General features: G+C 40.2%; 15 protein-coding genes, 2 tRNA genes and 1 pseudogene. 11 read left to right on the top strand and 7 right to left on the bottom strand.

Annotated elements, in window-relative coordinates:
• Positions 1-602: 602 nt before the first annotated feature.
• The 3 genes from LEP1GSC190_RS09655 to LEP1GSC190_RS09645 are packed head-to-tail and all read right to left on the bottom strand — an operon-like array spanning position 603 to position 2,979.
• Positions 603-1,535 carry an SPFH domain-containing protein gene (locus LEP1GSC190_RS09655; RefSeq protein ID WP_002763910.1) on the bottom strand — a complete coding sequence of 311 codons (933 nt, stop codon included), beginning with the start codon at positions 1,533-1,535 and terminating at the stop codon, positions 603-605.
• Position 1,536: 1 nt separating this feature from the next.
• Entirely contained in the window at positions 1,537-2,484 is a 948-nt protein-coding gene (locus LEP1GSC190_RS09650) for an SPFH domain-containing protein (protein WP_002763925.1), read from the bottom strand.
• A gap of 30 nt (positions 2,485-2,514) precedes the next feature.
• A complete protein-coding gene (locus LEP1GSC190_RS09645; protein ID WP_002764015.1) occupies positions 2,515-2,979 on the bottom strand; it encodes an NfeD family protein in 465 nt (154 codons plus the stop codon).
• A 112-nt stretch (positions 2,980-3,091) separates the two neighbouring features.
• Here LEP1GSC190_RS09645 and LEP1GSC190_RS09640 point away from each other — a divergent pair, with 112 nt between their 5' ends.
• From LEP1GSC190_RS09640 to fliM, 6 genes are read left to right on the top strand one after another with little or no spacing between them, the layout of a single operon-like run.
• Entirely contained in the window at positions 3,092-3,529 is a 438-nt protein-coding gene (locus tag LEP1GSC190_RS09640; protein WP_004279531.1) for a heme-binding domain-containing protein, read from the top strand.
• Positions 3,530-3,555: 26 nt separating this feature from the next.
• Positions 3,556-4,968 carry an argininosuccinate lyase gene (gene argH / locus LEP1GSC190_RS09635; protein WP_002763932.1) on the top strand — a complete coding sequence of 471 codons (1,413 nt, stop codon included), beginning with the start codon at positions 3,556-3,558 and terminating at the stop codon, positions 4,966-4,968.
• Positions 4,965-5,840 (top strand): peptidylprolyl isomerase, encoded by an 876-nt coding sequence (locus tag LEP1GSC190_RS09630; protein WP_002745675.1) that lies wholly within the window; start codon positions 4,965-4,967, stop codon positions 5,838-5,840. The genes argH and LEP1GSC190_RS09630 overlap by 4 nt, the downstream gene beginning before the upstream one ends.
• Positions 5,837-6,466 carry a hypothetical protein gene (locus tag LEP1GSC190_RS09625; protein WP_002763992.1) on the top strand — a complete coding sequence of 210 codons (630 nt, stop codon included), beginning with the start codon at positions 5,837-5,839 and terminating at the stop codon, positions 6,464-6,466. Before LEP1GSC190_RS09630 ends, LEP1GSC190_RS09625 begins: the two co-directional genes overlap by 4 nt.
• A gap of 57 nt (positions 6,467-6,523) precedes the next feature.
• A complete protein-coding gene (locus LEP1GSC190_RS09620) occupies positions 6,524-7,504 on the top strand; it encodes a hypothetical protein (protein WP_002745673.1) in 981 nt (326 codons plus the stop codon).
• On the top strand, positions 7,501-8,526 hold the full coding sequence (gene fliM / locus LEP1GSC190_RS09615; protein WP_002763998.1) for a flagellar motor switch protein FliM: 1,026 nt from the start codon (positions 7,501-7,503) through the stop codon (positions 8,524-8,526). The genes LEP1GSC190_RS09620 and fliM overlap by 4 nt, the downstream gene beginning before the upstream one ends.
• Before the next feature lie 282 nt (positions 8,527-8,808).
• Here the strand turns inward: fliM and LEP1GSC190_RS09610 are convergent, their stop codons facing one another.
• Positions 8,809-9,030 (bottom strand): ferredoxin, encoded by a 222-nt coding sequence (locus LEP1GSC190_RS09610; protein WP_002630943.1) that lies wholly within the window; start codon positions 9,028-9,030, stop codon positions 8,809-8,811.
• Here LEP1GSC190_RS09610 and LEP1GSC190_RS20765 point away from each other — a divergent pair.
• Both LEP1GSC190_RS20765 and lsa33 read left to right on the top strand, forming a co-directional pair.
• Positions 8,996-9,182, top strand: a pseudogene (locus LEP1GSC190_RS20765) (hypothetical protein). The gene LEP1GSC190_RS09610 and the pseudogene LEP1GSC190_RS20765 sit on opposite strands and share 35 nt — an antisense overlap.
• Positions 9,183-9,262: 80 nt before the next feature.
• On the top strand, positions 9,263-10,192 hold the full coding sequence (lsa33, locus tag LEP1GSC190_RS09600; RefSeq protein WP_004279722.1) for a surface adhesin Lsa33: 930 nt from the start codon (positions 9,263-9,265) through the stop codon (positions 10,190-10,192).
• A gap of 253 nt (positions 10,193-10,445) precedes the next feature.
• Here lsa33 and LEP1GSC190_RS09595 read toward each other — a convergent pair whose 3' ends face one another.
• Together LEP1GSC190_RS09595 and queF are read right to left on the bottom strand one after the other, a co-directional pair.
• Entirely contained in the window at positions 10,446-10,712 is a 267-nt protein-coding gene (locus LEP1GSC190_RS09595; RefSeq protein WP_002764006.1) for a SemiSWEET transporter, read from the bottom strand.
• Positions 10,713-10,718: 6 nt separating this feature from the next.
• Positions 10,719-11,120: a preQ(1) synthase gene (queF, locus tag LEP1GSC190_RS09590; RefSeq protein ID WP_002764016.1), complete on the bottom strand. Its 402-nt coding sequence runs from the start codon at positions 11,118-11,120 to the stop codon at positions 10,719-10,721.
• Between the two features lie 85 nt (positions 11,121-11,205).
• Here queF and guaA point away from each other — a divergent pair, with 85 nt between their 5' ends.
• A complete protein-coding gene (gene guaA, locus LEP1GSC190_RS09580; protein ID WP_036047599.1) occupies positions 11,206-13,014 on the top strand; it encodes a glutamine-hydrolyzing GMP synthase in 1,809 nt (602 codons plus the stop codon).
• A gap of 123 nt (positions 13,015-13,137) precedes the next feature.
• Here guaA and LEP1GSC190_RS09575 read toward each other — a convergent pair whose 3' ends face one another.
• Positions 13,138-13,578 (bottom strand): DUF4505 family protein, encoded by a 441-nt coding sequence (locus LEP1GSC190_RS09575; protein ID WP_002764029.1) that lies wholly within the window; start codon positions 13,576-13,578, stop codon positions 13,138-13,140.
• A 129-nt stretch (positions 13,579-13,707) separates the two neighbouring features.
• On the opposite strand from LEP1GSC190_RS09575, the gene LEP1GSC190_RS09570 reads away from it, so the two are divergent.
• A tRNA-Cys gene (locus tag LEP1GSC190_RS09570) sits at positions 13,708-13,778 on the top strand.
• Between the two features lie 133 nt (positions 13,779-13,911).
• Positions 13,912-13,997, top strand: a tRNA-Leu gene (locus LEP1GSC190_RS09565).
• Position 13,998: the final 1 nt, after the last annotated feature.

Raw genomic sequence — 13,998 nt, 5'->3', positions numbered from 1 at the left:
AAGCAAAGTCCTTTTTTATAAACTTCAATATAATTGCCTAATAAACCATATCTTTCATTGCTCCAAAGAGCTGTGAAATTTTAAGAATGAAAAAATTATAAGACTAGTTTTTAAAATGATCCGAAAAATTATAAATCAAACAAAAGTGTCTTCATAAACATTTCGGTTTTTAATCTGACCACTTACTATCATAAAAATTCTTTCCAGATTTTCTTTTAAAGGATATCTGTAGATCGATATTAAGAACTTGTCTTAAAAAATTCAGAATATAGGAACCTTGACGAGAACTTAACAGTTATAAAATATGCTCGAAAGCTACCAAAGAAGCGTAATTGGTGGTGGGAACTTCTATATTATATTACGAACTTACTGAATCATTGTAACTAAGGTTTTGAGACACAAGCTCTAAGTAAGAACGTAGTGGAGTTTACAGTGTTGAATAATTCGAAAAGACTCTTGTCCTTTTTTGGCCTCTCAGGTTCTTCGATTTATTCTGAATTTGCCTGTTGAAGTTTCTACTTATAAGTTTGTTTGAGATGCTTGAGGTACAAGCTCATGGTAGAAACTCCAACAAAAAATCGTTTCAGCTTTAAAAATAACATTCAATTTTTTTGATCCATATTTCCTAAAACCGATTTTAAGATCGAACGAAAGTTCGTCAAATTGAGAGGCAAAACGATTTCCGTTTTTTTGCCGGAAATCTTTTCAAATTCTTTGATAAATTTCTGACCGATTCTGAGTTTAACTGCGTCCTGTCCACCTTTTGCGTTGATCGACTGAGCGAGTAGTTCGATCCCTTTTGCGGTTGCCGTTGCAATGGCTTCCACTTCTTTAGCTACCCCTTCGGCTTCGTTGATTCTTTTTTGTTTTTCGCCTTCGGACTTGTTGATGGCTTCTTCTTTAAAACCGAGAGATCGATTGATTCTCGCGTCCCTATCCCCTTCCGAAAGAGAGATCTGTGCCTTTTTTGTGATCTGCGCTTTTTTCTCTTTTTCCATCGCTTCTAAGATGGACTTAGGAGGAGTGATGTTTACGATTTCGTATCGATTGACCTTGATACCCCAAGATTCGGTGGCTAAGTCTAAAGCTTCCAGAATCTTACTGTTGATCGCGTCTCTGGTTTCGAATGTAACGTCCAAGTCCATCGTTCCTATGATAGCACGCATCGTAGTTTGGGCGAGTTGAGAAGCCGCAAATTGATAGTCATTGATTCCATAACTTGCTTTGTAGGGATCCAGCACTTTGAGATAAAGAATTCCATCCATATCCACTTTCACGTTATCTTTCGTGATACAGGTCTGAGGTGGAACGTCCGTGGCTTGTTCTTTCAACGTATGATAGTATGCATCTTTTTCAAGGAAAGGCCAAAGAAGATGAAGACCTGCGTGTAAGGTTTTGCTGTATTTTCCGAGTCTTTCCACTACGATACAATCCTGAGCGGAAACGATTCGGATCGAACGATAGAGTTTATATGCGAAGTAGATTCCGAACAGAGTCCAAAATATCATTACGAATGTGCTTTGAAACATTTCCATCTTACTGACCTTCCTTCTCTTTCGGTGTTTTGATTTCAGGTAATTTTCCGGTTACTTTGGAAAGACCTTCGAACACTCCCGCAATATTGGCAAGCTCCGCGGGAAGAATCGTGGTTTTAGAAACGCTTAGGATTTCTCCAAGACCCGTGAGATAGTCTTCTGTAATCTGGAGATTAACAGCTTCACTTCCGCCTTCTCTAGAAATGGATTCTGCGATCATCTGGATTCCTTTTGCTTTCGCGGCGGCAATCAGTTCTATCTCCAAAGCCTTACCTTCGGCTTCGTTGATTTTTTTCATTTTTTCACCTTCGGACACGTTGATGGCTTCTTCTTTTTCGCCGACGGAACGATTGATCCTCGAAAGTTTTTCTCCTTCCGAAATCGTGATCTCTGCCCTTTTTACACGTTCCGCTTTTACTTGTTCTTCCATCTCGTGAAGAATTTCCTTAGGAGGGGAAATATTTTTGATTTCGTACCTCGTGACTTTAATTCCCCAGGGATCGGTCGCTTCGTCCAAAGCACGCACAACGTGGGAATTGATATCGTCTCTTTCCGCAAATGTCTGATCGAGAATCAGCTTACCGATTTCGGAACGAAGGGTCGTCTGCGCGAGCTGTTGCGTCGCGAGCATGTAGTTCTCGATCGCATAAGAAGCTTTATAAGGATCGACCACTTTCAGATAAAGAATTCCGTCTACCGCAATGGAGACGTTGTCCTTTGTGATACACATCTGAGGAGGAATGTCGATTGCGATCTCTTTGAGATTTTGCCTGTATTTAACGACTTCGATCACGGGCCAGAGGAAATGGAAACCTGCTTCCAAGGCTCCTTTGAAAACTCCTACTCGTTCTACGACATAACAATATTGTTGAGGAACGATGATGAATGTTTTACGAATCAGATAGATCAACGCTATGAAGAGTAACGTGAATATAAACCCTGCAGACATAAAATCTCCTTTTCTATTTTAAAATCAGATTTATTCTTCCGGAAGTTCCAAAGGTTCCACGAGAAATGTGAGATTATCTCGACTCAAAATTCTCGCTTTACTTCCTTTTGGAATTCTGGCTTTTTTGGAAATTGCGTCCCACTCTACACCTTGAAAAAGAATCCTTCCGCCTTTTCTTTCTACAAGAACGTCTTTGACTACGGAAACCAATTTTCCGATTTGATCGTTTTCCGGAATAGAGCGTTCTGTATGAGCTGGAAAGATTTTTCGAATCGCCGTACTTCCGACGTAAATTAGAAGAATAGAGAGAGAGGCCCAAAGCCCTAGTTGCCAGCCGAGGGAAATATCAAAAAAATATACGACAATCCCGGTGATAATTCCGGAGGTTCCTAAAAAAGCGATAAAAGTTCCAGGAATAAAAAATTCAGCAAGAATGAGTAATATGCCGCCGATGATCCAAATCGTTACCGTTAGATTGGAAAGAAAATCAGGCATGAAAGATGCATTCCCCCAGAATGGCACAAATTAGTAAATTTTTTTCAGAATTCAATCCGTTTTTTCTATTTTAAAAAAAAGGGAAAGGAAACGAACTATCCAGAAGAAAAGCATGAAAAAAAAACTTCTCCTTTCACTTATAACGGCGATCCTGTTTCTGCAATTTCTACCTATACATCCTCCCGAAGGAACGAATCAAAACGAAATTCAAACTTCTGATGAAGTCAAAAAAATATTGAGGAAATCTTGTTACGATTGTCATTCCGATCTGACCGAATGGCCTTGGTATTCGAAAATTTTTCCGATCAATGTATATCTTTACAATCACGTGAAGGAAGGAAAAGTTGAGCTCAATTTTTCAGAATGGAATTCCTTAAGTAGAAAAGCGAAATCGACGAAAGGTGATTCGATTTTAGAAACTTTGGAAGAAGGAGAAATGCCTCCCGGAAATTATATTCTTTTGCATCCATCCGCAAAAGTTACCCAAGAAGAATTACAAGTTTTGAAAAACTGGGTTCAGGACTTAGAAGAAGAGTATCGGAAAGAATAATTAAAAATAATTTGGCAAAGATCATAATGACTGGAAAAGAAAAAAAACTCTGGGGCGGAAGATTTCAGGAAAGACCCTCTTCGATTCTAGAACGAATCGGAGAATCCGTATCCTTCGATCATAAACTTTACAAAGAAGATATCCAAGGAAGTATCGCGCACGCGAGAATGTTGGAACGAATCGGCATCTTAAGCGTAGACGAATTGTCGAAGATAGAAACCTCTCTCTCTCAAATTAAAACCGAATTGGAGGAAGGAAGGCTGGAATTCAAATCAGAGCTTGAAGACATTCATATGCATATTGAGTCCCGTTTGACCGAACTTATCGGAGAAACTGGAAAAAAATTACATACTGCAAGGTCTAGAAATGATCAAGTAACTCAAGACGTACGACTGTATATCTTAGGTCGAGGAAAAGAAATTCTTAAATCCATCGTAAGTCTTAGATCTTCTTTGTATGAAAAAGCGAAACAGAGTGTGGATATAATTATACCTGGATACACACACCTTCAAGTCGCACAACCGATCCGTGCCTCTCAGTATTTTCTTTCTTGGTTTTGGGCGTTGGAAAGAGACCAGGAATTCTTTCGTTTCGCTTTAAAAGCTTCGGATGAATTGGCTCTCGGTGGCGGAGCGATGGCGGGAGTCAATTATCCGACCGACAGGGAATTCTTAAAAAAGGAATTAGGACTTTCTAAAGTATCTCCGAATTCCATGGATGGAGTTTCAAGTCGTGATCATATTCTGGAGTTCTTATTTGCTTGTACTCAGTTGATGATCCATGCTTCTCGGATTTGCGAGGACATCATACTTTATTCTTCCCAGGAATTTGGAATTTTAAAGCTATCGGATTCTTTGACTACGGGTTCGTCTATTATGCCGCAGAAAAAAAATCCGGATATCGCGGAACTCATCCGAGGAAAGGCGGGAAGGGTGATCGGAAATCTGAATCATCTCCTTGTGATGTTGAAAGGTTTGCCTTCGACTTACAACCGAGATCTTCAAGAGGATAAGTTAGCTCTTTTCGATTCGGTTGAAACCGTAGGAATTAGTTTGGAAGGGATCCAAGAAATGATCGAAGATTGGGTCTGGGTTCCTGAAAGAGCGGAATCTTCCTTAAAAAACGGATTTGCTACGGCGACGGATTTAGCAGATTTTCTCGTTTACGAAAAGAAAGTTCCGTTTCGAACCGCTCACGAACTCGTGGGAATGCTTGTAAAAGTTTGTGTCGAGCAAAAAAAGACCTTGTTTGATTTGCCCGAACCAGATCGAGTTTCGATTTCGGAATATTTTGTGGGGAAAGAATACGAAAATGCGGTTTCTCTTTCTCTTTCCGCGGACAAAAAAATCTCTTACGGAGGAACTTCCAAAAAAAGGCAGGAAGAACAATTAAAAATTGCGCTGGAATCTTTGAAGGAAGTTGAAACATTGTTTCTATGAGAATCATTTCTGGAATTTTAACGTTTGTTTGTTTTTTAGCGTGTAATCGGAACCCATTTGCACAGACCAGATATCAACCGGAAGTTTATACACCGTCTGCTGTTGTAGTTCCAAGACAGGATACGTCCGCGGTTCCGTTACCTGAAAAACCAGCGATCTATGCGATTTTCTTAACTACTCAAGGAACTATGATTGTTGAGTTATTCGACCAAGACGCTCCTAAAACGGTTCAGAACTTTATCGACCTGGCACAAGGAGAGAAGGAATTTATGACCAGAAACGGACAAAAGGTGAAAAAACCTTTTTACGATGGTTTGACCTTTCATAGAGTGATCGAAAATTTTATGATCCAAGGTGGTTGTCCGAACGGGGACGGAACTGGCGGTCCCGGATATCGTTTCGATGACGAAATCAACGGAAAAGCTCTCGGCCTTGATCAGATGAAAGCCGGAGAAGCTCCGTACTATCAATACCAACTTCAAAAGGCTGTGGCTAGCGAACTTCAGATTAAAAACAATGAAGAAGCGGAATCAAAAAGAGAATTGATCGAAAAGGCATTTGAAGACGCCAAAAAGTTATCAGTTCTTGAAATTCTTTTTAGAATTGGATATAAATACAATGAAATTCTAAAGTCTCATAAGGCGCTTAAAGGTTCTCTTGCAATGGCGAACGCGGGACCGAATACAAACGGCTCCCAATTTTTTATCAATCAAGTAGATACTCCTCATCTGGACGGTCTTCACACTGTTTTCGGTCAAGTGGTATCTGGCGCGGACGTTGTGGACAAAATTGTAAAGATGGGAAACTCTAAAACTTCGATCAAAAAAGTTCTCATCGTAGATAAAAGAACGGCGGCTACGGCGGTGCAATGACATTTACACCGGATAAAACCCAGGCAAAGAACTATCTTGCAGTGATTCAAGAATTGGCGAATTATTCTTCCGGCAGCACGAGTCGTATTTTAGACCAATTGTCCGTGCTCCCGACGCATGATCAAGAATCCAGGACCTCGATTTTGGAAACTAGCGAAGGGAAAAATCTTCCGGATCGTTTAGTCGAAATCATAAAACTTTTTCGAATTATCCATTCCAAACGTCAGGAAATACATTCTTTTTACGAAACCGCGATTTCAAAATACGGAGTGATCAACACTTTAACCGCAAAAAGAAAACCGACGGACGACGAGGCGCGTATCAAACAGATTCTCACGGATTATATTCTAAAAATTGAATCTTTTTTCGAAAAAAACGACATAGGGGACGAAGCACTCATTAAGGAAATCAATCGATTCTTAAATGAACTCGAATCTCTGAATTTATTAAACGAAGACAATCTTACCGCATTAATTCTTTCCTCAAAAGCGATTTCGCTGATACAACCTCCGATGGAAAAGTTGGTCTCTTGTTACGAAGACTACGATAAGATAGAGGTTATTCTCAAACGATTGATCCGAATCGCAGAAATGATCATAGAGGATGCCAAGGTCGCCCCTCGCTGATCTAAAAATCCTTATTTTTTTGTTGGTTTTGAGGGAGTTTGCCGAAAATAAACTAGAATGATTCGGATTCTTCTCGCAATTTTACTGACGCCTTCGTTTCTTCTTGCGTTTCCCAAACGGGATGCACGGGGTTCGGTTTCGGAAAATTATCTCAAACAACAGGGAATCATCACGTTGGATTTGAAAAAAATTCATTACCGTGAAAACGATAAAATTCCGGTAAAGATGTCCATCACCAATACTGGAAACGAGGTAATAAGAGTTTTTCCGTCTGGAAGAGATCTGGAATCATATCGGGTTGTGGTTCGGGACGAAAATGGGAATCAGATTCCGGAAAGGGACGAGGAAAAAAGGATCGATCCCATATTAAAACGAAGAAATACGATCGAATCCCTGGAAGGAAAAGAGATCAAAGAAATCATTCTACATAAAGACGAAGTATTCTCTAAAGAGATCGATCTGAATTCTCGTTTTGATTTGGAGCCGGGAAAGAAGTATTTTGTGACCGCGTATTTCCATCCGAATATACGGGAAATGCCTGCACTTTTTATTCGTTCTCGCAACCAACCTTATTTCTTTTACGAAGAAAAACACGGCGAACCGGTTCTCTTATCCATCCCCGAAAAAGATCCGACTACGGATGGGCTTGAACCGGAAGAAGTAATTCATTTATTTTTGGGTTCCGAAAAGAAAAAAAATTGGGCACATCATTTCAAGTGGATCTATTTTCCAGAATATATACAGGCCTATGATCAATACTCGGAAGAATACAATCGTGCGGAAGAATCCGAAAGAGATTTTCTACTGGAGAATTTTAAACGGTATCTTACCGAATCCAGAGCTGGGATTCTTCATTCTTACAGAATTTTAAACGCGGAATCTGTTTCTCCCGGCTTGGCGAGGGTGACGGTTTTTGTGGAAAGAAAATTGAACCGCTTGCGTTCCAAATACGAATATATTTACACTCTTAGAAGGGTTCCCGACGAGCAGGGAGGTTTCTGGAAAGTGTCTAACTTAGTAGCGAAGGTAAAGAAATGACGGAGATTCTATCGCAGGATGAAATTGACGCGCTACTAAGCGCCATTAGTTCCGGTGAAGTAAGCGAATCGGATTATACTTCCGTTTCCGAACAAAAAAAAGTAAAGATCTACGATTTCAAACGTCCTGATAAATTTTCAAAGGACCAAATTCGTACGTTGCAAATGATGCACGAAACCTTTGCTCGTTTGGCAACTACGGGTCTTTCGGCACAGCTTAGAGCACTCGTATCCGTTCACGTTGCCTCCGTGGATCAGTTGACTTACGAAGAATTCATTCGTTCGATTCCGAATCCAACTACTCTTGCCGTAATCAATATGGATCCTTTGAGAGGTTCCGCGATTTTAGAGATCGATCCTTCGATTTCGTTTACAATCATTGATCGTCTGTTTGGCGGTAAGGGAGAACAGGCAAAAATCTCCAGAGAACTTTCTGAAATAGAGATGAGCGTAATGGAAGGGATTATCGTTCGAATTCTTGGGAACATGAGGGAATCTTGGTCTACTGTAATCGATTTAAGACCGAGACTGGGGAATATCGAAACGAATCCTCAGTTTGCACAGGTGGTTCCACCGAACGATATGGTGGTTTTGATCACTCTTGAAACCAAAATCGGAGAAGTGGAAGGGATGACGAACCTTTGCATTCCCTATATCACGATCGAACCGATCATCAATAAGTTATCTGCACAATATTGGTATTCATCCATTCGAAAAGGGGAATTGGATGAGAACCGCGCCGTAATTCAAGAGCGACTGGATCAGGTTGCAATTCCTTTGATCGCAGAGGTAGGATCTGTGGATGTTTCTATCAACGATTTTATGAATCTTTCCATTGGTGATGTTGTGAAGTTGGAAAATACTTCTACAAGATCCGAAATGATCGTAAAAGTTGGAGAAAGAAAAAAATTCAAATGCCTTCCTGGAAGAGTGGGGAGCCGACTTGCGATTCAAATTGGAGATAGGGTGGAAGATATTCCGGATGAACTTCTGGGTTCCACACGTTCTGAACAGGAATATTAGAATCTTAACTTAACATTTACTTTTGAACTTGTACCAAAATTAAAAGGTTAGGGGTTCAACGAAAGAGTATTAGGGTATTAGGGCGATTTTTATATAAGAAATCAAATCGGGTGTTTGTCCTCTGTATAATGATCTTTCGAATGCAGGTAAAAAAAATTAGAAATGAATTCCGATAAAAAAGGCGGTTAGAACCGCCTTTGGAATCGGTGAAGATTATCACAACATGAACTGTGGAAAGCGTTGCGTTAGAAAACCGTAACGTCCGAGTTTATGTTTAGAAAATTATTTTTTCCACTGAATACATTCGCCGGGACATTCATCCATTTCTTTTTGAACGATTTTCCAGTCTTCTTCAGGGATCGGAGCTTGATTTACCATTTCTCCTCCAATATGAGTTTCCGAAGTGTCATTATCATCCATTTGAAAATATTTCGGAAGATTATCTGCACATTGATTGCAAGACGTGCAGTTGTCCTTATCTACATACGCAATTTTAGTCGGCATAGGCTTCGATTCTCCTGGGTCGGTTCTCCCGGTCGCTTAAAAACAGGTTTCAAGATCAATTTTCTAACCATTTGTTAGACAGCAAGTCCTTTTCTATGGTTCTTGCCCGACTAAATGAACCAGTTTATAACGAAGCAGAAGTAACTAAGTGAAGGCAAAAATAGAGAAAACTGTGGACTTGAAATAAATTTTGTGCTATTTTGCCCGGAAAGAATTTAAATGGGAGACCAGAATGTTTCGAAAAGGTTCATACCTCGTATTGATTGTCTTATTCGCTATTGATTGTCGAAAGTCCAAGAAGGAAGACCTACAAGGCGGAGTTTTTACTTTTATCAAAGGAAGCGTAAAGCTTTCAGATAAAGTCGGAAAAGAAAAGAAAGTAGGGCTTTCGGAATTTATTCTTCCGGAAGATAAGATCGAGACGACAAAAGATTCATACGCGGATATTCAACTCATGGATGGAGTGATCATTCGTATAAAAGAGAACACAAGTCTTACCTTGAATAGGATTTATGTGGATTCTAAAAATGCGGAGATATATTCGGATATTAACCTCAATAAAGGAAAGATATTTTCTAGAGTCGGTACAAAACTTACCAAATCTTCTGGATTCAAAATCACTACACCTACTTCGACTGCGGCGGTTCGTGGAACCGACTTTCAAGTCGAAGTGGAAGGAAACAAAACCGAAACTCTCGTTTCCGAAGGATCCGTGGAAGTTGTAGATAACGATAATCCGGATCTGAGTAACGTGGCGGATGCCGGCGATAAAATTGTTTCCGACGGTAAAAGTCAGAAGGAAGAGAAACTTTCCGAAGACGAGTTGAAGGAATTGCAGGAAGATGCGGCTACCGTTCAATCCATTACAGAAGAACAAAGGCAAAGAATTGAAGAGATCCTAAAAGACTTTAAAGAAAATAAGGAAAGAATTCTTCAAGGTTTGGAGGAACAAAAACAAAGGAACCAAGAACTCATCAATGCTACAAAAGAGGAAAATCGTAGAATGATCGACGAAGTCAAAGAATCCGGAAAGGCTGAAAAGGAAGCCATCAAAAATGCCGCCGATGAGGAAAGAAAAAACATCAAGTCCGGCATCGACAAGGATAAGGAAGCCCTCGAAAATTCTAGAAAGTCTCTCAAGGATCAGGTGAAACCTCAGTAAAGAAAGGTTGCTCAAGACAAGCTTTTCTTTTCTAAACCTCGGTTTCGTTATTTGTTAAGCGAAGTCGGGGTTCTTTGTTTGAGGAAAAAATATTTTGTCGCGGTTCGACAGAATAATCAGTAGAAAAGATATTTGCAAATAAAATGATTTTCTGATATAGAAAATTTTCTCAAATGCTACCAAAGGGGACGGGGCTTTGGATTTTCACAGCAGATTTTGCCGGAGTTTCTACAAGGTTCTCATCCAGAAAAAATCATTCACCTTTCGCGTCATTCTTCAATTTAAAGTAAAGAATGATGGAAGTGAAAATAAACGTGACTGCGTTTGCAAGAATGATTGGTAGATCCTGTTTTAGGCATCCATAGATAAACCAAAGAACGACACCTGTAACCAACACGATGTACATGTTTCTGGAAATGTCTTTTGTATTTCCACCCATAGCGATACGGATCAATTGGGGTAAAAAAGAGACAGTCGTCAGTAAAGATGCGATATAACCCAAAAATGTAACAGAGTCCATGTCGGATTAAATCTTATTATATTCTCGGGTGACGACGGTTTTGATTCCGCCTCGAGGATTGTAATCTCCGATTACTTTCAAGTATTTCGGATCGATCGCCGCAATAAGATCCTCCATGATCTTATTGACTAAAAATTCGTGAAAGATTCCCACGTTTCTATAACTTAGAATGTATTCTTTGAAGGATTTAAGTTCGATACAACGTTGAGTGGGGATATAAGAAACGTAAATGACTCCGAAATCGGGAAGCCCCGTCTTCGGACAAACCGCCGTAAACTCCGGAACCGTAAAATCGATTGTATAATCCTTTCCCTCGTAAACATTGGTGAAAGATTCTATTTCGGGAGTTTTCAGAGAAGGGATGTGATCTTGTCTTCCATCGTAAGTCTCTGGATGATTCGTTTCCATGATGACCAGATTTTTCTGGTCTTTTCTCCGCGAAAGTTCTTTTTCCCGAATTGGAATTCGTATCAAAATCCCAAAGAGGGGTGGAATGGAAGTCCGGAAGAAAATTGCCGTGGTTGATTTTGGCGGGCAATATGCTCACTTGATAGCATCCAGGATTCGAAGATTAGGTGCTTATACGGAAATTCTTTCTAACGAAGAACCTCTTTCCAATTATCAAAAATACGCGGGTATTATTCTTTCTGGAGGGCCGGAAAGTGTTTACGAACCCGATTCTCCAACGATTACAACTCGGATTTTCGAACTCGGAATTCCGGTTCTCGGAATTTGTTATGGTCATCAGCTGATTATGAAACTTCTCGGCGGAGTTGTAGAACGCTCTGGAACGGGAGAATATGGCCCTACTTCTTTACAAATTTATGATCCCGGCGAAAATTTTCTCTTAAAAAACTTTGTAGGAGGGGAACAGGTTTGGATGAATCACGCCGACCAAGTCGTAAAACTTCCGGAAGGTTTTACGAGAATCGCTTCATCGAAAGATTGTGGTTATGCGGTTGTGGAAAATTCTTCCAAAAAGATTTTCGGAATCCAATTTCACGCTGAAGTAAGTCATAGCGAAAAGGGTTCTCTTCTTCTTGATAATTTTATTCAAATCTGCGGAGTTTCTAAAACCTGGGGAATCGATCAGTTCTTAAAAAAAAAGATCCAAGAGATTCAAGAAACCGTAAAGCCGAAACAAAAAATCTTCATGCTTGTTTCGGGTGGAGTGGATTCCACCGTTTCTTATCTTCTTCTGTGTAAAGCTCTCGGTGCGGAAAAAGTTTTCGGATTTTTAGTCGATACTGGCTTTATGAGAAAGGGAGAAGTTCTTCATCTTCAAGAAAAACTGGCTCTCCAAGATATCCGTCTAACCGTAAGAGACGAATCGAATCTTTTTTATGAAAGTTTAAAAGGGAAATCGGATCCCGAAGAAAAAAGAAAAATTGTAGGAAACTTATTTCTAGAAGCTAGGGACCGTGCCATAAAGGATTTAGATTTGGAACACGGGGATTGGCTTCTCGGTCAGGGAACTATTTATCCAGACACGATTGAATCCGGTGGGACAAAACATTCTCATACTATCAAAACGCATCATAATCGAGTCGAAGCAATTCAAAAACTGATCGAGGAGGGAAAGATCATTGAACCGATCCGAGATCTTTATAAGGACGAGGTCAGAGATCTGGGAGTTCTTCTCGGTTTGGAACCGGAATGGGTAGGTCGTCATCCATTTCCGGGGCCTGGGCTTGTGGTGCGCATGTTAGCGGTTGAAAAAAAAGGAACAAATGAGGACCAGAAGGAGATCGATTCTTATCTTTCGACTCAAGGATTGTCCGGCAAAATCCTTCCCGTCGCCAGCGTAGGCGTTAAAGGAGATCGAAGATCCTATGCAAACTGTATAGTGTTAAGCGACGTCGGAACGAATTGGAAAACTTTGGATCGGGTTGCTACACATCTTTCCAATCAATTTTCCTTTATCAATCGTGTGGTACTTTTGCCTTTTGAAACCGACGTCGAAAAATTGAACTTTCAATTTACTGGAATGCAGTTGGATAAGAGTTGTTCCGATTTGCTTCGGGAAGCGGATTATGCGGTTGAGTCCGTGATTCGTAGGGCCGACCTTTACGATAAGATTTGGCAGATGCCTGTTGTCCTTTTACCTATTGGAGAAAAGAAGAATGAAAAGAGTATCGTTCTTCGTCCGGTTGAATCTCAGGAGGCGATGACGGCTAACTTTTTTCCTATGGAACGTTTTCTATTGCAGGAAATCAAAAGCGTAGTTTCTAAGATCGGTGGAATTCGTTACGTGTTTTTCGATCTTACGAACAAACCTCCCGGAACGATCGAATGGGAGTGACAAATTAAAATCTGATTGTGGGCGATTTTACGTTGAGTTTTTTGTTTCTACAATCAATAATTCAGACTTTTTCTAAAAAGTTGGATCGAGTAGGTTTCGTATTTCAGATTTTAGAATGAACTTCTACTTTTCTTTCGAAATCAGAAATTCCTTTCCAAGGTATTCAAAGATGAGTTGATTCTCTCTTTGAAAAATGCTCTTAGAAAAATCCAAAAGAAGTTCGCTGGAAAAAGAACCCAATTCTCCGAGAGGTGCCGGATGGGCTAAAGATTCTCGAAAGGTTGTCAGATTCTCAGGCTGAAAGGGAAGGGCCAACCCGGGAGAATAAAATAGTTTCTCGTTTTCTAATTTGCGAAAGATAAAAATCGTAGTCGTAGGTTGAATAAAATTCCATTCTCCATTGCAGACTGCAAGATAAGGAAACTCGGGATGCTCTCCGGTGTCGTTTTTACGAATCCTTGAAATGAAAAAATCCAAAAACTCTGGATCTTTCAACTCCGAAAAATCATGGTAGAGTTTTCCTCTTCCGTCCAATTGATAAAAATAGGTTCTTCTTTGTCTCATAAGCACCTGTCCCGATTGGGACAGAACCTTGTAGCCGATCTATTTGATAAAGTAAAACTAAGCTCCGGGACACACTGTAAAGACTTTTCTATTGACACTGATCTTTCTCTTAAAATCATACCTTATAACGGCGTCGTGGCCAAGTGGTAAGGCATGGCTCTGCAAAAGCTTGATCCCCGGTTCGAATCCGGGCGACGCCTATATCGTGGATAGGCTTTAGAAGTCGGTGGTTAGGTGATCTACAGAATGAAAAAATCGTACTTTGTTAAAGTCTGATATTTTTGTCCTAAAAAGGAGCTAACCACTAAATTTCTATCTGCTGGCATCTAAAATGCCTGGATGGTGGAATGGTAGACACCCAGGACTTAAAATCCTGTGAGAGCAATCTCGTGCGAGTTCGAGTCTCGCTCCAGGTACCAT

The sequence above is a fragment of the Leptospira mayottensis 200901116 genome (genome assembly GCF_000306675.2).
In the GTDB taxonomy this organism is placed as follows: domain Bacteria; phylum Spirochaetota; class Leptospiria; order Leptospirales; family Leptospiraceae; genus Leptospira; species Leptospira mayottensis.
The sequence above is the reverse complement of the archived record's forward strand: the minus strand, read 5'-3'. Positions and strand labels throughout refer to the sequence as shown.